The sequence below is a fragment of the Cupriavidus sp. H39 genome (assembly GCF_050271075.1).
GTDB classification, from domain to species: domain Bacteria; phylum Pseudomonadota; class Gammaproteobacteria; order Burkholderiales; family Burkholderiaceae; genus Cupriavidus; species Cupriavidus necator_B.
Window position 1 is genome coordinate 1,927,830 of the sequence record NZ_CP189846.1, and the last position, 20,086, is coordinate 1,947,915.

Genomic DNA, 20,086 nt, shown 5'->3' on the forward strand with positions numbered 1-20,086 from the left:
CTTTCCATCAAACCCCATGAGCACGACTTCCCCGATCCCCTTGTTCCACCTGGCGTTTCCCGTTCGCGACCTGGCCGAAGCGCGGCGTTTCTATGGCGAGTTGCTGGGCTGCCCTGAAGGCCGCAGTTCGGAGGCGTGGGTGGATTTCAACTTCTATGGCCACCAAGTGGTGGCGCACCTGTCGCCCGAGGAATGTGGCCACCGTGCGACCAGCGCCGTCGATGGCGACGATGTGCCGGTGCGCCACTTCGGCGCGATCCTGCCGATGGAGGAATGGGAGGCACTGGCCGGGCGCCTGCGCGCAGCCGGCACGCGGTTCGTGATCGAGCCGCACGTGCGCTTCAAGGGCCAGGTCGGCGAACAGGCCACCATGTTCTTCCTGGACCCGTCGGGCAACGCGCTGGAGTTCAAGGCGTTTGGCGACCTGAGCCAGGTGTTCGCCAAGTAATCCCCGCCGGCGCGGGCGGCTGTCAGGCGATGCGGCGCATCGCCTCGCGGATCGGCTCGGCCGCGGTCGGGCGCACCAGCCTGGCCACTTCCTGGCCGTCGCGCAGGAATACCAGCGTCGGCCATAGCTTGATGCGGAAAGACCGGCCCAGCGGCCGTCCGCTGCCGTCTTCGATCTTCAGGTGGCGCAAGTCGGGATGCACGGCAAAGGCCTCGGCCAGCGCCGGCTGGGCACGCTGGCAGTAGCCGCACCAGGGTGCGCCGAACTCCAGCACGGTGGCGCCGGACAGCGTATCGACTTCCGTGCGGGTCGGCTCGGTGGCTGCGTAGTGTTGGGTCATCGGCATGGTGTTTCCTTTCCTGTGGCGTGACAGTCTGCCTGCCAGATTCATTCCAGGCGGCCAGCACGTAGGGCTGGCTTGACGCCATCCATGGCCGCAGCATGCCCCATCCGCAGCGCCACCGTGTAATTTCTACGCCGGCGGCGCGATTTCCCACCATGACGGCAGCAAGCCGCGCACCTGCGCCGCGGCAAAGCGGTCATCGATCAGATACAGCACGCCCCGGTCCTGCTGCGTGCGAATCACCCGGCCGGCGGCCTGTACCACCTTGCGCAGCCCGGGATACAGGTAGGCATAGGCGTAGCCCTGGCCGAACACCTGCTCCATGCGCGCGCGGAACTGCTCGTTGACGGCGTTGAACTGAGGCAGCCCCAGCGTCGCGACGAAGGCGCCGATCAGGCGCTCGCCCGGCAGGTCGACGCCCTCGGCAAAGGCGCCGCCGAGCACCGCAAAGCCGATGCCCTCGCCGCCCTCGGCAAAGGCCGCCAGGAACGCCGCTTGCGCGGCTTCGTCCATGCCCCGGGCCTGGACCCAATGCGGGATGTCCGGGTGCGACCCGGCAAAGCGGGCGACGGCCTGCTGCAGGTATTCGTGGCTGCTGAAGAAGGCCAGGTAGTTGCCGCGGCGCGCGCGGAACTGGTCCGCCATCAGCGCCACGATGGCCGGCAGCGACTGCTCGCGCCGCGCATAGCGGGTGGAGATGCGCGAGGCAATCCGCACCGACAACTGCTCGGCGCTAAACGGCGATGGCACTTGCACGCGCGCACAATCGGCCGGCAAGCCCAGCGTGTCCAGGTAATAGTCGGCGGGATCGAGGGTCGCCGAAAACAGCGTGACCGAGTGTGCGGCGGCAAGCCGCGGGCGCAGGAACGGGGCCGGGATGACATTGCGCAGGCAAAGCCGGGCCTGGTGGCCGCGGCGGCTGCGTGGCGCGCGCTGGATATCGAACAGCGAATGCGCATCGAGCTGTTCGGCCAGTCGGGCGAAATGCAGCGCGTCAAAGTAGAAGCGCTGCAGCGCCGGCTCCTGCGCGCCCGGGTGCTCGGTCATGTAGGCCAGTGCCGCCGCACAGCATTCGTCCAGCGCGCGGCGCAAGGCCACGGGCACTTCCGGCAGGACCTCGTAGGCCTCGTCACCCTGGCGCGCCAGTGCGTTCCACTGGCGCGCCAGCCGTGCCAGCGGCCGGGACACCGCGGCGGGCGCGCTGCGGCGCAGCTCGCGCAGCGCTTGCGGATCCAGCTCCGCGGTGTACATCGCGCGGCCGCGCTCGACCAGGTTGTGGGCCTCGTCCACCAGCACGCTGGCGCGCCAGCCATTGGCCACGGTCAGCGCATACAGCATCGCGCTGCGGTCAAAGTAGTAGTTGTAGTCGGCCACCACCACGTCGCTCCAGCGCACCAGCTCCTGTGCCAGGTAGTAAGGGCAGATGCCGTGCTGCCGTGCCAGCTCGCGCACCGCGGCGCGCTCGCGCACCGGCACGGCGCGCGCCGCTTCGCGCGCGGCCGGCAAGCGGTCATAGAAACCGCGCGCCAGCGGACAGGATTCGCCATGGCAGGCCAGTTCCGGATGCTCGCAGGCCTTGTCCCGCGCAGTCAGTTCCAGCACGTTCAGCGGCTGCGCGCCATGGCCGCGCAAGGCGGCGGCGGCGTGCAGCGCCACCCCGCGTCCGGTGGAGCGGGCCGACAGGAAGAACACCTTGTCGAGCCGCTGGCCCGGCATGGCCTTGAGCACGGGGAACAGGGTCCCGACCGACTTGCCGATGCCGGTGGGCGCCTGCGCCAGCAGGTGGCGGCCGGCGCGATTGGCGTTGTAGACCGCCTGCGCCAGTTCGCGCTGGCCCGGGCGGAAGCCCTGGTGCGGGAACCTCAGCTGCGCCAGCGCGGCATCGCGCGCCTGCCGGTGCGCCAGTTCGGCCTGCGCCCAGTGCAGGAAGCGCTCGCAGGACTGGACAAAAAACGCCTCGAGCGCCGGCGCGTCGAAATGCGCCACCACCGGGTGTTCGCGCTGGCTGACGATGTCGAAATAGACCACCGCGATGTCCAGCCCGGGCAGCCCCAGCTTGCGGCACAGCAAGCAGCCGTAGATCTTGGCTTGCGCCCAGTGCAGATGGCGGTGGTTGTCCGGCACGGCGGCATCGCCGCGGACCGTCTTGATTTCTTCGAGCCGGTTGGCAGCCGCATCGTAGCCGTCGGCACGGCCGCGGACATGGAGCGGACCGAAATCCGCGGACAGCGCCAGTTCCGCCTGGTAGCCCGCACCGCGACGGCCCGTCACGACGCCATGCCCTGCCATCCCCTCTTGCGCCGACGGCGTCGGCACGAAGCGCAGGTCCAGGTCGCCCGCCTTGGCGGTGAACTCGCACAATGCACGGACGGCGACGACGTACCGGGGCGGCGCCGGCGCAGTGGCCGGTGCGGGCGTAACAGGAGGGGGCGGGACGGGGGCGGACACAACCACAAAGACGACGAAAACTGTATAAATATACAGTATCGGCTTGGCCGGCGAATGCCCTGCCGCGTAGCGGCAACCGCTTCGCTACAGCATGCGGCCGCGCCGTCGCCCTTTGCCGGCGGACAGCGCAATGCGGGCCGGACGGCTGCGCCGCGGTGGCGTCCCCGCGGCTGCGGGCCCAGCCGGCGCGGTGCCAGCCTGCTCCCGGTACTCCGCAAGCAGGCTTTCCCGCTGGCGTACCCGCTCTTCCAGCACCGCGATCGCCTGGCCCAGCTGGGTCATTTCGCTGCCCTGGCGCGACGCCGCCTCGGCGGCTCGGGTCAAGCGCTCGACCGCCGCCCTGCGTTCGGCTTCAAGCAGCTTTTGCGCTTCCCTGGCTGCCACGCGCGCCGCATCCAGTTCCAGCGCCATACGGCGCTCGTTGGCGGCAGTACGCTGCGTCAGCATTTCGCGCTCCTGGTCCCAGGCTGCCCGCTGAGCGTCGAAATCGTTCTGCATGGCATCGCGCGCGGCCAGCGCTGACGCATGCCCGGCGCGCAGCGCTTCGGCTTGCTGCTGCCACGCGGCCGCAGCCGTTTCGGCGCGCGCCGCGCGCTCCGCCGCCTCGTCGCGCGCCCGCGTCAGTTCGGCCAGGGCAGCCTCCGCGCCGTCGAGCCGCGCCTGCATGACCTGACGTTCCTGCGCCAGCGCTTCGCGCTCCTGCTGCAGCGCTGCGTTGGCTGTCGCCAGCGCCGCTTCCCGCTGTGCCAACGCGGCCTCGGCCGCGGTCCTGGCGCTCTGCAGCGCCGCCTCCCACAGATAGCGTGCGGCTTCGGTGACCGGCTCAGGGCAGCCGGGCGCTGGCGCGAACCCCTGCGGGTCCTGGATCCGCCCGCCCAGCGCGGCAAACCATGCATCCAGGTGCGGGCTGACCGTGTTCGGCGAGCCGCGCCCCAGGTGCAGGCGGATACGTTCGATGGTCGGCCGCTGGCCCGTCTTGAGCAGGCTGTCGGCGGCTTGCCAGACGTCGTCGCGGGTGATGCCTCGGCTGCGGAGCGGTTCCATTTGAGATCCGGCAATTTCCTGGAAAGTCACAAATAAGGTTCGATAATGAAGGCTTATCGAGCGTTATCCCTCGTTATTGTATGATATAGTACAGCATACATCATATCCCATATGATACGCATCCGAGACGCCCACGAGGCCTATTTCCCACCGATTCCCGCTGATGTCGACTTACCGGCCCCGCTCCGCACGTCCCAACTGGATCCTCTCGCCGAGCAGGCGGCCAACGCGTTGCGTCAAGAGGGAGAGTCCCAAAACACCGTGGCCAGCTACCGGTCCGCATTGCGCTACTGGTCGGCCTGGTATGCCCTGCGCTACCGGCAGCCGGTGCGGCTTCCGCTTGCGCCTGCCGTCGTTATCCAGTTCATCGTCGACCACGCCACGCGCCAGACGCAGCAGGGCCCCGTCTGCGAGATGCCTGCGGCAATCGACCAGGCGCTGGTCGCTGCAGGATGCAAGGCGCGACCCGGCCCGCCCGCGCTGTCCACGCTGACCCACCGGCTCGCGGTCATCGCCAAGGCCCACCGGCTGCAGGGCCTGCCTAACCCGTGCGCCGATGCCAGCGTGCGCGAACTGATGGCCAGCACCCGCCGCGCCTACGCGCGTCGCGGCCACCGCCAGGCACGCAAGGCCGCGCTCACCCGTGCGCCGTTGCTGCGCCTGCTCGATACCTGCGATGGCTCGCTGGCCGGGTTGCGCGACCGCGCGCTGCTGTTGTTCGCGTGGGCCAGCGGCGGACGCCGCCGCTCGGAGGTCGCGCGCGCCACCATGGACCACCTCACGCGCGTGGGCCCGGGAGATTTTGTCTATGTGCTGGGGTGGTCAAAAACCAATCAGTCAGGCAGCGAGCGCTCCGAGATCGCCAAGCCCGTCACAGGCGCTGCCGGACAGGCCCTCGAGGCATGGCTGTCCGCCGCGGGGATCGGCCACGGCCCACTGTTTCGGCGCATCCGCCGCGGCGGGCATGTGGGAGAAGGCTTGTCGGATGCGGCGGTCAGCCGCATCGTCAAGGCGCGTTGCGCGCTGGCGGGGCTGGACGGCGACTATTCCGCGCATTCGCTGCGCTCGGGGTTTGTCACGGAAGCCGCGGCACAGCAGGTGCCGCTGGCCGAAACCATGGCCATGACCGGCCATGCCAGCGTATCGACGGTGGTCCGTTATTTCCGCGCGGCCGACGCTCGGCGCTCCCGCGCGGCGGACCTGCTGGCGCCGGATGCCAGCGAGGGCCCCTGAGCGACTCGCCATGTCCGCCAACCATGCGCCGGGGCCGGCGCAAATACGGGTATTTCGCTAGCCGGCGCCTCTGGCTCGCCCTGCGGGGCCTGCCTATACTGGCAGGCGCGCGGGACAGTGCCGGCACAGGCTGGACGCCGCGCGCGGAAAATCCGGCAGACAGTCACCGCGGCGCAAGCGCTGGCGGTACAGGCGCGCAACGACGCACCGCTGCCCGGACCCGATCAAGTGGAAACGCGGAGATGGGCATGCCCAACGAACAATTCCTCGCCACGCAGGAAACGCGCCGCTCAGGGCTGAAGGCCCTGCGCGCAGCCCTGCTGCAGGTTCACAAGGAAGTTATCGGCTATGACCGGGCGCAGTATGAACGGCTGAACGGTCCGATACCGGCCGGCCTGTTTGTGCAACTGGTGACTGAAGACAACTACTTCCGCTGGCTCGACCCGCTGTCGCGCCTGATCATCGAAATCGACGAAGAGCTGGAAGCCAAGGAACACCACGACGACACCTGCCGTGCCGTCGGGCGCGCCGCCGAAAAACTCTTCAGCGACGGCGCCGATGCCGCGTTCCGCAAGCGCTACCAGGAAGCGCTGCAGGACGAGTCCGGTGTCATCGTCGCGCACGGGCGGCTGATGTCCGTGATCGGGCAGCTGCGCCAGCTGCCCTAGCGCGCCCGCAAGCTTTTACTTCCCCGGCTTCGGTTTGCCGGGCCGGCGCGGCCCGTCAGTATCAACCGCGACCGGGTCGCTGGCGGGGAAGGTGTCCTTCAGCGCCTCATCCAGCTCACGCTCGATCAGTTCGTCCCGGGATTGCTGCTGCGCGGGCGTGCGCGGCTGGGGCTGTGGCTTCGGTGCGGGCTTGCTCATGGCGATAAAGCTCCGTTGGCGAACGTGAGCCGATGGTAACCCTGTCGGCACAGCATTGCTATCCTGGCGCCTGCGGCTCAGCGCGCCCTTCCGCCGCCACCACCATGCCCGCCGCCATGCCAGCCACCGTGCCCGTGGTGGCCGTTGCCGTGCCAGTGATGACCACCGTATCCGCCGCCGCCATAGATGAAGGCGAAGCTGCCATAGGCAGGCCACGGGCGGTAGTAAGGATAGCCGTACGCCGGATAGGCTGGGTAGGCCGGGTAGGCCTGGTAGTACGGCGTCGACGCCGTGTAGACGGGATATGCCGGATACGGGTCGCTGGCATACGGATACGCCACGCACCCCGCCATGGCGGTCGCAACGACGATCACTCCGATACCGTATTGCATGATGCCCTCCCCACCATCAGCGTTCAGCCTGCGGGAACTGCCAGGTACGGAAGTTAGACCGCGCGGCAGGGCCTGCATTCCGCATGCCGTCCCGGCGTGACGCACCCGGGGCAAGCCATAGGCGTTCAGGTGCCTATATCGGGACAAAACAAAAGGCATATTTAAGAAGTGTCCGATATTCACATGAGAAACAACGGAATACATTGTTCTTGCACCCGACCCTGGGTGCCCGACAGAGCCAGGTTGCCCCCCTTCCTGGCTCCTTGCGTTGCCACGATGGTCCCCGCCATCGTGGCATTTTTTTATGCAGCGGCTGCAGACACAGGCCCTCGCTACAGGCCCTTCTCGACCATCTCGAGCACGCGCTGGCCCAGCACCTCCGCCTGCTCGCTGGCGCGGCTGCGCAGGGGACCGTCGATCAGCAGGATCGCCAGGCCGTGCACCGCCGACCACGCCAGGTATTCGGCGCCCGGCCGGCGCTCCCCCGGCAGCACTCCCGCTTCCACGAGTTGGTCCAGCGCCGCGCCCAGCAGTTGAAACGGGTTCAGGCCACTGTTACCCGCCTTGGCCGGGTCCGCGTCGTCCTCGACTTCGTCCGGTACCGAGAATGCGGTGCGGAACAAGCCGGTTTCGGTCAGGGCAAAACGGAGATAGCCCGTGCCGACCGCGCGCAGGCAGGCGCGCGCATGCGCGGCGGCACCGCGCCCCGGGCGCAGCCCGCCGATCTCGGCCTCCATGGCAATCGCCAGCGAAGACAAGGCCGAGGCGCGTACCGCCTGCAGCAGGTCTTGCCGGCTGGAGAAATGGCGGTACGCGGCATTGGGCACCACGCCGGCGCGCCGCGTCGCTTCGCGCAGCACGATGGCGTCAGGGCCGCCCTCGCGCGCCAGGTCGATGCCGGCGTCGAGCAGCGCGCGGCGCAGGTCGCCATGGCGGTAGGTCGCCCGCCCGGGCGGTGCGGAGGCTTCCCGGTTCATGCGGGCCTCCTGGAAAACGAATGACGGTTCATGATGTGCAGAGTCTTATAGTGAACAGTGTACACAATCAAACCGTCACAGACTTGTTGCATCGACGATGGCAAGGACGCTGACAGCTGCAAGCGCGCGTGTCAGAGGATCGGCGCGAACAGCTTGGCGACGTGCATCGCCACCCGCAGCGGGGCCGGCGCCGCGAGGAACTCGTCCAGCCCGACCCGACGGGCTTGCGCGAAATCGGCCTCGAGCATTGCCGCCACTTGCGCCGCAAAGCCCGCGTCGGCAGTCATCACCATTAGCTCGAAATTCAGACGGAAGGAACGGTTGTCCAGGTTCGCGGTGCCGATCGCGGCGGCCTCGTCGTCGATCAGGATCACCTTCTGGTGCAGGAAGCCAGGCTGGTAGCGATAGATCTTGATGCCCGCGGCAATGGCCTGGTGGGCGTAGAGCGTGGAGGCGGCATAGACCACCAGATGATCCGGCCGGGCCGGGATCAGGATGCGGACGTCCACGCCGCGAAGTACCGCCAGCCGCAGCACCGCGAACACGGCTTCGTCCGGGACGAAATACGGCGACGTGATCCACACGCGGTGCCGCGCCGCCTGGATCGCCTCGACAAAGAACAGCGAACAGGTTTCCTGCGCATCGGCCGGCCCCGACGGAACCACCTGGCAAGTCATGCGCCCGCCCGCCTCCGGCGGCGGCATCAGCAGATGCGGCACCTCGCGCGCGGCCCAGTACCAGTCTTCGGCAAAGGCCATCTGCAAGTCCAGCACGGCACTGCCGCGCAGCGCGATATGGGTGTCGCGCCAGGGCGCCAGCGGCGGACGCTGGCCCAGGTATTCGACGCCGACATTGTGGCCGCCGACGAACGCTTCGCAGCCGTCGACGACCACCAGCTTGCGGTGGTTGCGGAAGTTGAGCTGGAACCGGTTCACGAAGCCGCGGTGCGTGGAAAACGCCTTGGCCTCGACACCGGCATCGAGCAGCGTGCGCACGTAACGGCGCGACATAGCGTGGCAGCCGATGCGGTCGAACAGGAAGTACACCTTGACGCCGGCTTGCGCGCGCTCGCACATGAGCGCCTGCAGGTGCTGGCCCAGCGCATCATCGTGGACGATGAAGAACTGCACGATCAATACCTGCTTGGCGCGCGCCATGGCGGAAAAGATGGCTTCGAAGGTCTGCTCGCCGTCGATCAGCAGCCGCACATCGTTGTTGGCCAGGCACGGCATGCCGGTCAGGCGCGGCAGCGCCCGCATGCAGGCCTGGACTGGCGCGTGGACCACGCAGGCGCTGCGGGCTTCGCGCTCGCGCGGCGTCATGCCGTGGCGGATCTCGCGCAGCCGGTCGTCGTTGAAGCGGCGCGCATCGACATAGCCGGCGAAGGTGCTGCGCCCGAAGATCAGGTAAGGCACCAGGGTGAAGTACGGCATCATCAGCAGCGAGCCTGCCCAGGCAATCGCGCCCGGCGCGGTGCGCACCGTCATGACGGCATGCAGCGCGGCCACCACGCCTACGACGTGAAAGGCCAGCACGATGATGGCGATGACGCTTGGGCTCTGCAGCATCGGGTGGGCTTGTGTCCCCTGACCGGGTCGCGATGCGCGCTATTTTGGCACAGCGCGGTCTGGTTGTAGGCGCCGGCTGCCATTCGTCTGCCAGCGCTGCCTTCTTTTTTGGCACGCCGATGGCATGACCATGCCAGGCGGCTGTCAGGGCATCGTCCCCCCGCTTGTCCACAGGAACTGTGGACAACTTTCCGTAGCGTCCGCGAGCCGGCCTCGACCTCCCTGATGCCGACGGCTCACGCCGGGCGAATCAAGAAAATCGACAGATATTTCAGCAATGTCTGATTGTTTTTCCGACTGCACTTTTAATACGCTTTCTGGCTGGGCGCGGCGCTGCCGTTCGCCTTCTGCGGCCCGATCGTTGGTGGCCGCTTTCCCGTTTCTGCCCGTATCCTGCCCTGTGGTCCGCCTTCGATGAATATTGCGCTGCTCATGGGCTTTTCGCCCCAACTCCGTACCGTGGCCGAACTGCTTGAGGGCACCGGTTTCCGTTGCCGCGTGTTCGAGACCGGACGGGAGCTGATCCTCCGTGTCAGCCAGGAGCCTTACGACATGCTGCTGATCGACGATGCCGTGTCGGACCTGCCGGCCCTGGAAGTGGTGCGCGCGGTCCGCAGCGCCCGCTCGGGCGACGTGCCCATCATCCTGCTGGCTGCCGACAACAGCGAAGACAAACTGGTCGACGCGCTCGATGCGGGCGCCGACGACTACGTGTGCCGCCCGCTCAATGGGCGCGTGCTGATGGCGCGCATCACGGCATTGCGTCGGCGCGTTACCGGCGAACGCGTGCGCCAGGGCCTGGTGGTGCAGGCCGGCCCTTACCAACTGAACAGCATGGGGCGCTTCGCCACGCTCCACGGCGAGCGCATCGCCATGACGCCGAAGGAATTCGATCTGGCCATGATGCTGTTTTCCAACGTCGGCCGCGTGCTGGCCAGCGAGCGCATCCAGCAGGCGATCTGGCGGCACGAACTGCCACCGCTGTCGCGGGCGCTGGCGGGACTGATCTCGCGCCTGCGCAAGACGCTGCGCATCGGCGTGGCCAACGGCATCGTCATCACGGTGGTCTACGCGCACGGCTACCGGCTTGACGTGCTCGAAGAGCGCATCGCGCCCAGGCTGCCAAAAGCGGCAACCCGGACCACCGTGCCCGAGCCCTCAGGCAGCTGAGGCACGCTATGCCGGCAGGGTCGCCGACAGCGCCAGGAAGTCGAGCACGGCCATGCCGTCGGCGAGCGCTTGGCCTCGCGCTTGGCAGCGGCCGCCGCAGTGCCGATCTGCTGACTGCCCAGCCGTTGCAGGCCGGCCACGCCCTCGCCACTGACGCACACCACGCCCACCGCCATCGATACCGGCGGAAAGAACACCGGCCTCCCGTGCCGGTCTTCGCCATGCATGCCGCCGGCGGCGCGGTCCGGCGGCGCATACATGGCGCGCGCCGCATCGTTGAAGCGCAGGATCGCAGCCCGCATGCGCTCGGCCCAGTCGCCGCTCTGGTACAGCACCAGGAAATCGTCGCCGCCCACGTGCCCGAGGAAATCGCGGGCCGGGTCGCACGCCTCGGCCAGGATCGCGGCCGCGCCCTTGAGCATCTCGTCGCCTTTCCAGTAGCCGTACTTGTCGTTGAACGGCTTGAAGTGGTTCAGGTCGACATAGCAGGCATGGAACTCGCTGGCGGCCTCGATCAGGCGCTCGATATGCTGGTTCAGCGGGATATTGCCCGGCAGGAAGGTCAGCGGATTGGCGTAGCGCGCCGCTTCCATGCGCACCTCGGTGATTGCCCGGATCAGGTCCGCGCCGGTGCCAAGCCCGATATAGCGGCCCTGGTCGGTGATCACGAAACCCTCGGCCAGCGGACGCGTGTTCTCGCCCGACAGGATCTGCGCCATGTCCTCCAGGCTGGCACGCTGGTCAAAGCACGCCGGATCGCGGCTGGCCATGGCGATGCACGCCTTCTTGCCATAGAGCTCGCGGTGGAACGGCGCCGCGTAGCGGTCGATAAACGCCTGGCGGCCAATGATGGCCAGCGGCCGCCCTTCATCATTGACCACCGCCACGGCCTGCAGGTCGGGCTGGTCCTGGAAGGTGCGCAGCACCGCATCGTTGCTGGCCGCAGGCGACACCGTCGGCGCCGGCCGCACCAGCCTTCCCGCGGTGATGCCCGACCAGCCGGAGCGCACCATCTGCGGAAACACGGCAATGCGGCGCGATGCCAGCGCCTGCCGCACGTGCAAGGCGGCCTGCGCCACCGGTTGCGCCACGGGCCGTCCCACGTAATAGCCCTGGGCGCCGGTCACGCCCAGGTCGCGCACCACGGCCAGTTCATCTTCGTCTTCAATGCCTTCGGCGATCACGCGCCCGCCAAAGGCGCTCATCATGCGCAGCAGTGCGCGCAGGATCTCCAGCCGGCGCGAACAGGACGCGATGCCGCGCACCAGCGACTTGTCGATCTTGACGAAATGCGGCGACAGGTGGGCAAGCAAGTCCAGGTTGGCATGCCCGGTGCCGAAATCATCCAGCGCGTACTGCATGCCGAGTTCCCGCAACACCGCCATGGCCATGCCGAAGCTGACTGCGTCACCGATGGGCGTCTGTTCGGTGACCTCGATCACCAGCCGCGACGGTGCCATGCCGGCTTCGAGCAAGGCCGCCATCAGGCGCCCCCGGTCGGCCAGCAGGTGGCGCAAGGTCTGCGGGCTGAAATTGAGGAAGAGCTTGCCGGGCAGGTCGAAGCTGCGCCACGCGACCAGCGCGGTGCGCGCCGCTTCCACCTCCAGCGCGATGGTGGCGCGGACGCCTTGCGCCAGCCGGAACAACGCGTCCGGCGCCGCCCAGGGGGAGCCCACCGGACCGCGGATCAGCGCTTCATAGCCGAGGATGGCGCCGTTGTCTGCCTGCACGATGGGCTGGAACACGGCATGCAGCGGCGGCAGGCGCACCGGCGCAAACACGGTCTCGTCTGGGGCAATGCCGGCAGCGTCGGGCGCGGGATCATGCTGGAGCGTGGCGACAGTCAGGCCATTCATAGGAGCAAGCGGGGGATGGTGCGGCAGCGATCAGGGGCGCAGCGCGGCCCACATTGCATGACATCCACATGACAGCGCGATGACAGTCCATCTTGCGCCTATGTCACGTCGGCGTCACGTTGATCGACGACGATCCCGTGCGCCGCTGCGACTGTCCCGTATAGAGGGCAGCGCCAGCCGCGAATCGGGTCAAGCCCGGGTGCCGCAGGCCGGTCAGGCCGGCGCGCCCGTCTGGAGTCATCTCCGTGTTGCAAGTGTTCAAGACATCCCTGCCCGGCCACCGTCGGGCCGTTGCGCCCGCGCGCGGGCTGGCCCGGCTGGGCCGCCTGCCACTGGTGGCGCGCCTGTGCGTCGCCTTTGCCCTGGTCTACCTGTTTGGCGCCGCGGTCGGTCTGACTGGCATCGCCAACCTGGTCTCGATCAAGGCGCGCACCGATACCCTGTACCAGCACGACATGCACGGCGCGATCTCGGCGGAGCGGGCGCAATCAGCGCTGGCGGCGCTCGGGCGGGCCCAGCTGGCGCTGACCATGGCCACCAGCAGCGCCGAGCGCGACGGCGCCGCCGACGAGATGGCGGCGGCCCTGTCGCAACTGGACGCGGCACTGGCCGGCGTGCACCGTGCCGCGCCGGCGCAGGCGGCGCCACTGCTGCGCGAACGCCAGCGCGCCAGCGAACTGGCGCAGGCCTACGTGGCATTGCTGCGCAAGCAGCCGCTGGATCCGTTGCAGTTCGACAGCGCGGTCTCGGTGGACGGCCACTTCGTCACCGAGCAGCTGCAGCGGCTCAGCCACCAGGTTGAGGCGGTACGCCGCCAGCAGGAGCAGCAGGCCGCCGCTACGGTCGCCAGCGTGGCCACCAGCCAGCTGCGCGCGCAGGCCTGGATGGCGGCGCTGCTCGGCGCCAGCCTGCTCGCCGCCGCCGCGCTGGCAGCGATTGCGGCGCGCAGCCTGCGTGCCGAACTGGGCGGCGAGCCGCGCGATGCCGCCGACATCGCCCGGCGCATTGCGGCGGGCGACCTGACCGCCCCGATCGCGCTGCGCCCTTCGGACCACAGCAGCATGCTGCACCATGTGGCCGGCATGCGCGACCAGTTGGCCGGCGTGCTGGCACGCATCCAGGCCAGCGCCCACGAGATCACCGCGGCCAGCCAGCAGATCGCGGCGGGCAACCAGGCCCTGTCGGCACGAACCGAGCAGCAAGCCAGTGCCCTCGACGCAACCACCGACCGCATGCAGGCGCTGGCGGCGCACGTGGCCGCCGCGCATGCGCAGGCCACGGAATCGAGCGAGATGGCCAGCGCGGCACGCGCCGCCACCGATGACGGCGCAGCCGTGGTGCAACGCATGCGCGGCGCGATGGATGCGCTGCATGGCCATTCGCGCCATATCGCAGAGATTGTGGGCGTGATCGAAAGCATCGCGTTCCAGACCAATATCCTGGCACTGAACGCCGCCGTGGAAGCGGCGCGCGCGGGCCCGGCAGGCCGCGGCTTTGCGGTGGTGGCGCAGGAAGTGCGCGCGCTGGCGCAGCGCAGCGCCGACGCGGCGCGCGAGATTGGCGGCATCGTCGGCAATGCCACGCACGAGATCCAGCAAGGCGCCAGCCTGAGCGGCAGCGTCGTGGCGGCGATGGACCGGATTGCCGCGACGGTGGGCCACAGCCATGCGCTGGCCGAGGGACTGCGCACGCTCGCGGACGAGCAGGCCGACAGCGTGCAGGGCGCCAGGCAGGCCGCAGCGCAACTGCGCCAGACAGCCGAGCAGAATGCTGCGCTGGTCGACGAACTGGCCGGCCAGGCGGCGCGGCTCGACCAGCAGGCCGCCGCGCTGGCCGCAGACGTCGCACGCTTTCGCTTCCAGCAGCCCTGACCTCGCGGCTGCGGGAAAGATGTGTCGGGTCGAAACATTTGTCATGACGACGTAACCCGCATTTACGTCTTCCGCGACGAAGTTACAGATATGTTGCAACTGAACCAGCCCCGGTAACGTGACAGCCCGGTTCCGGCGAGTAATCTTGCTTCACACCAACTGAACTGGCACCTGCTCAGGAAACCATGGCTGAACGACTCATCATGCTGGACGTACCCGGCGTCCTGTACTCCGACCGCTCCCGCGCCCGCCTCGGCGGCATTCCGGATTCGGGCACGCCGCGCGACGTCAGGTTCTTCGACCCGGTCGCCCTTGGCTTGGTCCGCAGGCTGTTCGGCGTGGCTGGCGCCCGTGTGGTGGTATCCGATGCCTGGCGCCGGGGCACGCCGGCGGCCATCCTGCAGCAACTGGACCTGCAGGTCGAAGCCATGACGCCGCCGGCCGCAGGCGGCCACGGCGCCGAGATCGAAGCGTTTTTCGCCCAGGGCGCGCGCCCGGGCCATTACGTGATCCTGTCCTGCGCCCCGGCGGGGTCGATGCCCGAGGCCCTGCGCGAGCATCTGGTCACGGTCGACCCCGCCGTGGGCCTGACCCTGGAAAACTTCCAGCAGGCTCTGGATATCCTGGGCGTCGCCTGCCCCTCGACGGTGATGCCGGCGCCGAAGCTGGATGCCGGGCTCAAGGCCAAGCTGGCGCAACTGCAGCAACTGGCGCGGGACAACCCCGCCCGCTTCGGCAGTGCGCTGGCACCGGCACGCGAAGTGACGGCCGTCCACGCCTGAGCTGCCGCTGCCTTGCAGTTCCCCGCGGGGCGCCCATGGGCGCCCCGTTTTGCATCCGATGACCCTCAACGCGCGATACCGGCTGGCCCGCTGCGTGGGTCTGGCGTACCGGGCCCGGCGATCCCGTATCATGCTCGCTGTCGCCGGCCCCATGCCGGAGCTTTGTGCCAGGACCCGCCATGCCTCACCTCGTCATCGAACTGACTGAAAACACTCGCCTGAACTGCTCGCAGGAAGAATTGCTGGATGAGGCGAATGCCGCCCTGCTGGCTTCCGGACAGTTCCAGGAAGCGGATATCAAGTCGCGCTGTATCACGCTGTCGACCTACCGCCAGGGCATCGATGCCGTCGAGCGCGCCTTTGTCCATGCGCGCCTGTCGATCTTGGACGGGCGCGATACCGCCGTCCGCCAGTCACTGGCGCAGGCCGTCTGCGACGTGATCGCCGAAGCCGTGCGCTCGGGCGGCGGCACCGGACAGAATGTGCAGGTGTCCGTAGAAGTGTGCGAGATGGCGCGCGCAACCTACGCCAAGCAAGTGGTGGCTTGATTGCCGCCGCATCGCGCGGCCAATAAAAAGCCCGCGGCCGTTGCGGCCGCGGGCGGAAGCTTCAGGAAGACTCCGGAAGCTCTGTCATGGGGAGCGCCCCCGCACCCATGACGTAGTGGATTCTAGGTGGCGAACATGGCCACCGACTTGACCTGGATTAAACGCAGCCGGATTGATGCCGGCGGCCATAAAAAAAGGAGCCGGCAAGCGGCTCCTTTTCTTTCAGACAACTGGTGCAGATCAGGCTGCGGCGTCCTTCAGCTTCTTCAGCGGACGGACCTTGACCTTGACGCTGGCCGGCTTGGCCGGGAACCAACGCTCTTCACCGGTGAACGGGTCCTTGCCGAAGCGCTTCTTCTTGGCCGGCACTTGCTGCGCCGTGACCTTCAGCAGCCCGGGCAGCGTGAACTCGCCTGCGCCCTTCTTGTTCAGCGCGCTGACGATGGTGTTTTCCAGATGGGCCAGCACCGTCTTCACGGTCTTGGGTTCCAGTTCCGTCTGAGCTACCAGGTGAGCGACCAGGCTCGACTTGTTGAAGGTGTCCTTCAGCGGGCGCGCAACGGGCGCAGCGGCGGGAGCAGCCTTCTTGGCCGGCGTGGCCTTCTTGGCGGCAGCCTTCACGGGTGCCTTGGTTGCCGCAGCCTTCTTGGCGGCGGGCTTGGTTGCAGTCTTCGCGGTCGGTTTCGCTTTGGTCGCCATATCGATATTCGTAGGTTGAACAGATGGATGCCGGCAGGTCTGATGCGCTGCTACGGAGCGTTGCGCAATCGCCTGATCGACGCCCACTGAATCATAGCGGAAAGTACCGTAAGTCAAGGGGTTTTCATGCACGCGAAGCGCAAAACCCGGTGAAAACCCCGGGTTTTGTCGCGGCTTTGCCTCAGTGCAGCGCGAAAACGGCCTACGTCCCCCCGCTTTGGCACGCGCGGCCGCAGCGACGAAGCCCGGCGCGCGACGCTGTGCATGCGTCTGGACGCTACCGTTCGCGCTCAATCCCCGCTGCAGATCGCCAGCAACGCGCCGGGCGGCGAGCGCTCCGAACGCGATCAACGCCACGCTCAGCAGCGACAGCGGTACCGCCGCCGCGATGCGGCCGGTCCGGATGACGTTGCGGAGATCGCCGCCTGTATGACGGCAGCCTGGGGCTGGCATCGCGCCCGCTGGGCGGTCTGGCCGCCCGTCTGCGGCTGCCGGTCGGGCAGCCCTGATCAGTGCGCGCGGGCGGCCATGGCGTCGCGCGTATCGCGCGCCAGCCCCAGCGCGAAGGCCGTTTCGGCCACCAGGAACAGCGGGCCGATCAGCAGGCCGACCAGGTCATCGACGAAGGCGGGCTTGCGTCCTTCGTAATAGTGACCGATGAACTGGATCACCCATCCCACCACGAACAGGCCGATGCCGAGCGCGAGCCACCAGCCCGTCGGCATCGCCGCGATATGCGCGCCAGCATAGAGGAACAACGCGAGGATCAGCGCCATCGCCACCCCGAAGCCTAGCGACAAGCGCAGGTAGAACAGGCACGACAGGATATACAGCAGCATGGCCGGCGTCAGCACGGCGCTGCCATCGCCCAGAGCCAGTGCCGGCCGTGCCAGCAGCGTGGTCACGGCCAGCACGATCATCGGGATGCCGACGAAATGGGTGAAGACATTGCGCGGGTCGCGATGGTAGGCGGCGTAGTTGGCGAGATGTTCGATCAGGGTTTTCACGGGCGTCTCCTGGACTTCGCGGTGGTGCGCGCGCGGCGGGCGCGAGGTGGATTTATAGTAGTGGGCGTGCATCGGCCGGTCTGTCAGGTTTTTGACATTCCGCCAGGTGCCGAGAACGGAGACCGGCATGCGACCGGCGAGCCCGCCACAGCGCGCTCTCCTCCCCCACCACCCCAAGGCGCAGCCCGCCGATATGATGTCCAGTCCGACGCTGCCATGCAGCGACCCACTTGCCGCGGTGCGCGCTGGCGCGTGGTTCAGCCAGTTGCCGCCGGCGCTGCGCCAGGCGCTGGTGGACGACGGCGGCCTGCGCCGGCTGGTCGCCGGCGAGACCCTGTTCGCGCGCGGCGATCGCTTCGATGGCCTGTATTGTGTCGCCAGCGGCACCATGCAGATCCACGCCAGCGCCGCATCGGGCAAGGCCGCGGTGCTGGGCCTGCTGGAACCCGGCACCTGGTTCGGCGAGATCTGCCTGTTCGATGGACTGCCGCGCACCCATGACGCGCGCGCGGCCACCGCCGCCACGCTGTGGCATGTGCCGCGCGCCGCGCTGGCGCAGCGCCTCGCGCAGCAGCCGGCGTGGTGGCAGGCGTTCGGGCAACTGCTGGCAGCCAAGACGCGCGAAGCCTTCCACTATGTCGAGGAAGCGCAGTTGCTACCGCCGGCGGCGCGTGTCGCGCGGCGGCTGGCCGCGATGGCCCATGGCTACGGCAATCTGCCGCACGCGGTGGCTACGCGGCGCGTGCGCATTGCGCAAGAGCAGCTGGCGCAGATGCTGGGCCTGTCGCGCCAGACCGTAAACCACGCGCTGCGCGACCTGGAAGCGCAGGGCCTGCTGCGTCTTCAATATGGCGGCATCGAACTGCTCGATCTGCCCGCGCTGGAAGCGCTCAACTGACCGCACCGTACCGGAGCCCCGCAACCCATGACTACCCTGGACGCCGCCCAACTGGACGCCTGGCTGGCGCGGCTCGGCATCGCCGCGCCGCCGTCGCCCACGCTGCAAGCGCTGGATGCCGTGCTGGGCGCGCACTTGGCCAGCATTCCGTTCGAGAACGTCGACCCACTGCTGCGCCGCCCGGTGCGCATCGACCTGGATGCCGTGTTCGACAAGCTGGTCACCCGCCGGCGCGGCGGCTACTGCTTTGAACTCAATACGTTGCTTGGCGCCGGGCTCGGCGCGCTCGGCTATATGGTGACGCCGCTGGCCGCGCGCGTGCGCTGGGGCGTGCCGGACGACGTCCCGACCATGACCTCGCACATGCTGCTGCGCGTGGAAGTGGCGCACCGCAGCTATCTGGCCGATGTCGGCTTCGGCGGCCCCACGCCGTTCCGCGCGATGCCGCTGTCCGAGCCGGCCGACGACGGCTTTCCCTATCGGCTTGCGCCCTCCCCGGCGCAAGCTGCGACCGCCGCATTCCACAGCTACGACCTGCAGGCGCATGGCGACGCGGGCTGGTTACCGGTGTACCGTTTCGACCTGACGCCGCAGCCATGGATCGATTTCGTGGCGCGCAACTGGTATGTCTCGACGCACCCCGACAGTGTCTTCCTGCAGCGCCTGATGGCCGCGCGCACCGATGGCGGCACGCGGGTGACGCTGGCCAACGGCGAACTGGCCGAGCGCGCCCCCGACGGCAGCGTGCGCCGCACGCAACTGCAGCATGCCGACGCCGTGGTGCAGGCCCTGTCAGACCGTTTTGGCATCCTGCTGGACGAGGCCCTGCGCAACGACCTGAGGGCCACGCTGCCCCGCTTGCTGGCGGCTGCGACGGCATCCGCGGGCAGCTGAAGCGCGCTTGCGCGATGCAGCATCGGCTCCATGCACGGCGCGCATTGCCCGCAGAAAGAATGCTGATAAGGCCGGTAACCGCCACCCAGCGCTGTGGACTCGGCAATGGCCGCGCCACATAATGTCCCGGCGACAACGCCTTTCGGGCGTCTGCAGCACGATAGCGCGGCACCCCGCCGCCAGCACAAGCCGGCCAGCACCGCTGACGCCGGCGCAGCCATACAGGAGACTCCATGTCATTGTTCGATCTGACGGGCAAGGTTGCCGTCGTCACGGGCTCTTCGCGCGGCATCGGCCGCGCCATCGCCGAGCAGATGGCCGTACAGGGCGCCAAGGTGGTGATTTCCTCGCGCAAGGCCGAGGCCTGCCAGGAAGTGGTGGATGCCATCAACGCCCGCCATGGCGCCGGCACCGCGATTGCGGTCGCGGCCAACATCTCTTCAAAGGAAGACCTGCAGCACCTGGTCGACGAGACCAACCGCGCCTTCGGCAAGATCGACGTACTGGTCTGCAATGCCGCGTCCAACCCGTACTACGGGCCGATGAGCGGCGTGTCGGACGACCAGTTCCGCAAGGTGCTGGACAACAACGTCATCTCCAACCACTGGCTGATCCAGATGGTGGCGCCGCAGATGATCGACCGCAAGGACGGCTCGATCATCATCGTGTCGTCGATCGGCGGCCTGCGCGGCTCGCCCACCATCGGCGTCTACAACATTTCCAAGGCTGCCGACTTCCAGCTGGCGCGCAACCTGGCGGTCGAGTTCGGGCCGCACAATGTGCGCGTGAACTGCATCGCCCCCGGGCTGATCAAGACCGACTTCGCCCGTGCGCTGTGGGAGGATCCCGAGCGCTACAAGCAGTCCACCCAGGGCGCCCCGCTGCGCCGCATCGGCGAGCCCGTCGAAATCGCCGGCGCGGCCGTGTTCCTGGCCTCCGCGGCCAGCACCTTCATGACCGGCCAGGCCATGGTGGTGGACGGCGGCGTGACCATCTGAGCCTTTGACGCACGCGTTGCATGGCGGCCGGCGCTGACTGCGCC

The 20,086-nt window shown here is 68.3% G+C and carries 20 protein-coding genes; 10 read left to right on the forward strand and 10 right to left on the reverse strand.

Annotated elements, in window-relative coordinates; all coding sequences use genetic code 11:
- The first annotated feature begins 16 nt into the window (after nt 1-16).
- A complete protein-coding gene (locus tag ACOCMH_RS09155; protein ID WP_427306678.1) occupies nt 17-448 on the forward strand; it encodes a VOC family protein in 432 nt (143 codons plus the stop codon).
- Between the two features lie 22 nt (nt 449-470).
- Here ACOCMH_RS09155 and ACOCMH_RS09160 read toward each other — a convergent pair whose 3' ends face one another.
- From ACOCMH_RS09160 to ACOCMH_RS09170, 3 genes are all read right to left on the reverse strand, one after another.
- Nucleotides 471-794: a thioredoxin family protein gene (locus ACOCMH_RS09160; protein ID WP_174078882.1), complete on the reverse strand. Its 324-nt coding sequence runs from the start codon at nt 792-794 to the stop codon at nt 471-473.
- 126 nt (nt 795-920) lie between these two features.
- On the reverse strand, nt 921-3,152 hold the full coding sequence (locus ACOCMH_RS09165) for an ATP-dependent DNA helicase (RefSeq protein ID WP_427306679.1): 2,232 nt from the start codon (nt 3,150-3,152) through the stop codon (nt 921-923).
- A gap of 171 nt (nt 3,153-3,323) precedes the next feature.
- On the reverse strand, nt 3,324-4,283 hold the full coding sequence (locus ACOCMH_RS09170; RefSeq protein ID WP_427306680.1) for a DNA-binding protein: 960 nt from the start codon (nt 4,281-4,283) through the stop codon (nt 3,324-3,326).
- 111 nt (nt 4,284-4,394) lie between these two features.
- Here ACOCMH_RS09170 and ACOCMH_RS09175 point away from each other — a divergent pair, with 111 nt between their 5' ends.
- Together ACOCMH_RS09175 and ACOCMH_RS09180 are read left to right on the forward strand one after the other, a co-directional pair.
- Nucleotides 4,395-5,516: a site-specific integrase gene (locus ACOCMH_RS09175; protein WP_427306681.1), complete on the forward strand. Its 1,122-nt coding sequence runs from the start codon at nt 4,395-4,397 to the stop codon at nt 5,514-5,516.
- 242 nt (nt 5,517-5,758) lie between these two features.
- On the forward strand, nt 5,759-6,184 hold the full coding sequence (locus tag ACOCMH_RS09180; RefSeq protein ID WP_427306682.1) for a hypothetical protein: 426 nt from the start codon (nt 5,759-5,761) through the stop codon (nt 6,182-6,184).
- Nucleotides 6,185-6,199: 15 nt separating this feature from the next.
- On the opposite strand, the gene ACOCMH_RS09185 is transcribed toward ACOCMH_RS09180, so the two are convergent.
- The 4 genes from ACOCMH_RS09185 to cls form a co-directional block, all read right to left on the reverse strand.
- A complete protein-coding gene (locus ACOCMH_RS09185; RefSeq protein ID WP_427306683.1) occupies nt 6,200-6,382 on the reverse strand; it encodes a hypothetical protein in 183 nt (60 codons plus the stop codon).
- Nucleotides 6,383-6,459: 77 nt separating this feature from the next.
- Nucleotides 6,460-6,774, reverse strand: a complete 315-nt coding sequence (locus tag ACOCMH_RS09190) for a hypothetical protein (RefSeq protein ID WP_427306684.1) — start codon at nt 6,772-6,774, stop codon at nt 6,460-6,462.
- A gap of 332 nt (nt 6,775-7,106) precedes the next feature.
- Nucleotides 7,107-7,751, reverse strand: coding sequence for a TetR/AcrR family transcriptional regulator (locus tag ACOCMH_RS09195; RefSeq protein WP_427306685.1), 645 nt, complete (start codon nt 7,749-7,751; stop codon nt 7,107-7,109).
- A gap of 131 nt (nt 7,752-7,882) precedes the next feature.
- Entirely contained in the window at nt 7,883-9,319 is a 1,437-nt protein-coding gene (gene cls / locus ACOCMH_RS09200; RefSeq protein ID WP_427306686.1) for a cardiolipin synthase, read from the reverse strand.
- A 414-nt stretch (nt 9,320-9,733) separates the two neighbouring features.
- Between cls and ACOCMH_RS09205 the strand changes: the two genes are divergently transcribed.
- Nucleotides 9,734-10,489 carry a response regulator transcription factor gene (locus ACOCMH_RS09205; protein ID WP_427306687.1) on the forward strand — a complete coding sequence of 252 codons (756 nt, stop codon included), beginning with the start codon at nt 9,734-9,736 and terminating at the stop codon, nt 10,487-10,489.
- On the opposite strand, the gene ACOCMH_RS09210 is transcribed toward ACOCMH_RS09205, so the two are convergent.
- A complete protein-coding gene (locus ACOCMH_RS09210; RefSeq protein ID WP_427306688.1) occupies nt 10,399-12,345 on the reverse strand; it encodes a phosphodiesterase in 1,947 nt (648 codons plus the stop codon). The genes ACOCMH_RS09205 and ACOCMH_RS09210 overlap by 91 nt on opposite strands.
- 245 nt (nt 12,346-12,590) lie before the next feature.
- Between ACOCMH_RS09210 and ACOCMH_RS09215 the strand changes: the two genes are divergently transcribed.
- The 3 genes from ACOCMH_RS09215 to ACOCMH_RS09225 all read left to right on the forward strand — a co-directional run bounded on the left by ACOCMH_RS09215 (nt 12,591) and on the right by ACOCMH_RS09225 (nt 15,546).
- Nucleotides 12,591-14,216 (forward strand): methyl-accepting chemotaxis protein, encoded by a 1,626-nt coding sequence (locus ACOCMH_RS09215; protein ID WP_427306689.1) that lies wholly within the window; start codon nt 12,591-12,593, stop codon nt 14,214-14,216.
- 185 nt (nt 14,217-14,401) lie between these two features.
- On the forward strand, nt 14,402-14,998 hold the full coding sequence (locus ACOCMH_RS09220) for an HAD domain-containing protein (RefSeq protein ID WP_427306690.1): 597 nt from the start codon (nt 14,402-14,404) through the stop codon (nt 14,996-14,998).
- A gap of 179 nt (nt 14,999-15,177) precedes the next feature.
- Entirely contained in the window at nt 15,178-15,546 is a 369-nt protein-coding gene (locus tag ACOCMH_RS09225; protein ID WP_171513427.1) for a 5-carboxymethyl-2-hydroxymuconate Delta-isomerase, read from the forward strand.
- Nucleotides 15,547-15,786: 240 nt separating this feature from the next.
- Here the strand turns inward: ACOCMH_RS09225 and ACOCMH_RS09230 are convergent, their stop codons facing one another.
- Together ACOCMH_RS09230 and ACOCMH_RS09235 are read right to left on the reverse strand one after the other, a co-directional pair.
- Nucleotides 15,787-16,245, reverse strand: coding sequence for an HU family DNA-binding protein (locus tag ACOCMH_RS09230; protein ID WP_116340185.1), 459 nt, complete (start codon nt 16,243-16,245; stop codon nt 15,787-15,789).
- A gap of 509 nt (nt 16,246-16,754) precedes the next feature.
- Entirely contained in the window at nt 16,755-17,252 is a 498-nt protein-coding gene (locus ACOCMH_RS09235) for a DUF962 domain-containing protein (RefSeq protein WP_427306691.1), read from the reverse strand.
- A 196-nt stretch (nt 17,253-17,448) separates the two neighbouring features.
- Between ACOCMH_RS09235 and ACOCMH_RS09240 the strand changes: the two genes are divergently transcribed.
- From ACOCMH_RS09240 to ACOCMH_RS09250, 3 genes are all read left to right on the forward strand, one after another.
- On the forward strand, nt 17,449-18,150 hold the full coding sequence (locus tag ACOCMH_RS09240) for a Crp/Fnr family transcriptional regulator (RefSeq protein WP_427308416.1): 702 nt from the start codon (nt 17,449-17,451) through the stop codon (nt 18,148-18,150).
- 27 nt (nt 18,151-18,177) lie between these two features.
- On the forward strand, nt 18,178-19,044 hold the full coding sequence (locus tag ACOCMH_RS09245) for an arylamine N-acetyltransferase family protein (protein WP_427306692.1): 867 nt from the start codon (nt 18,178-18,180) through the stop codon (nt 19,042-19,044).
- Nucleotides 19,045-19,277: 233 nt separating this feature from the next.
- Entirely contained in the window at nt 19,278-20,042 is a 765-nt protein-coding gene (locus ACOCMH_RS09250; protein WP_427306693.1) for an SDR family oxidoreductase, read from the forward strand.
- Nucleotides 20,043-20,086: the final 44 nt, after the last annotated feature.

What these genes read in the sequence shown, in the direction of transcription:
- ACOCMH_RS09155 (WP_427306678.1), top strand. Translation starts at nt 17, where the DNA reads ATGAGCACGACTTCCCCGATCCCCTTGTTCCACCTGGCGTTTCCCGTT.
- ACOCMH_RS09160 (WP_174078882.1), bottom strand. Translation starts at nt 794, where the DNA reads ATGCCGATGACCCAACACTACGCAGCCACCGAGCCGACCCGCACGGAA.
- ACOCMH_RS09170 (WP_427306680.1), bottom strand. Translation starts at nt 4,283, where the DNA reads ATGGAACCGCTCCGCAGCCGAGGCATCACCCGCGACGACGTCTGGCAA.
- ACOCMH_RS09175 (WP_427306681.1), top strand. Translation starts at nt 4,395, where the DNA reads ATGATACGCATCCGAGACGCCCACGAGGCCTATTTCCCACCGATTCCC.
- ACOCMH_RS09180 (WP_427306682.1), top strand. Translation starts at nt 5,759, where the DNA reads ATGGGCATGCCCAACGAACAATTCCTCGCCACGCAGGAAACGCGCCGC.
- ACOCMH_RS09185 (WP_427306683.1), bottom strand. Translation starts at nt 6,382, where the DNA reads ATGAGCAAGCCCGCACCGAAGCCACAGCCCCAGCCGCGCACGCCCGCG.
- ACOCMH_RS09190 (WP_427306684.1), bottom strand. Translation starts at nt 6,774, where the DNA reads ATGCAATACGGTATCGGAGTGATCGTCGTTGCGACCGCCATGGCGGGG.
- ACOCMH_RS09195 (WP_427306685.1), bottom strand. Translation starts at nt 7,751, where the DNA reads ATGAACCGGGAAGCCTCCGCACCGCCCGGGCGGGCGACCTACCGCCAT.
- cls (WP_427306686.1), bottom strand. Translation starts at nt 9,319, where the DNA reads ATGCTGCAGAGCCCAAGCGTCATCGCCATCATCGTGCTGGCCTTTCAC.
- ACOCMH_RS09205 (WP_427306687.1), top strand. Translation starts at nt 9,734, where the DNA reads ATGAATATTGCGCTGCTCATGGGCTTTTCGCCCCAACTCCGTACCGTG.
- ACOCMH_RS09210 (WP_427306688.1), bottom strand. Translation starts at nt 12,345, where the DNA reads ATGAATGGCCTGACTGTCGCCACGCTCCAGCATGATCCCGCGCCCGAC.
- ACOCMH_RS09220 (WP_427306690.1), top strand. Translation starts at nt 14,402, where the DNA reads ATGGCTGAACGACTCATCATGCTGGACGTACCCGGCGTCCTGTACTCC.
- ACOCMH_RS09225 (WP_171513427.1), top strand. Translation starts at nt 15,178, where the DNA reads ATGCCTCACCTCGTCATCGAACTGACTGAAAACACTCGCCTGAACTGC.
- ACOCMH_RS09230 (WP_116340185.1), bottom strand. Translation starts at nt 16,245, where the DNA reads ATGGCGACCAAAGCGAAACCGACCGCGAAGACTGCAACCAAGCCCGCC.
- ACOCMH_RS09240 (WP_427308416.1), top strand. Translation starts at nt 17,449, where the DNA reads ATGTCCAGTCCGACGCTGCCATGCAGCGACCCACTTGCCGCGGTGCGC.
- ACOCMH_RS09245 (WP_427306692.1), top strand. Translation starts at nt 18,178, where the DNA reads ATGACTACCCTGGACGCCGCCCAACTGGACGCCTGGCTGGCGCGGCTC.
- ACOCMH_RS09250 (WP_427306693.1), top strand. Translation starts at nt 19,278, where the DNA reads ATGTCATTGTTCGATCTGACGGGCAAGGTTGCCGTCGTCACGGGCTCT.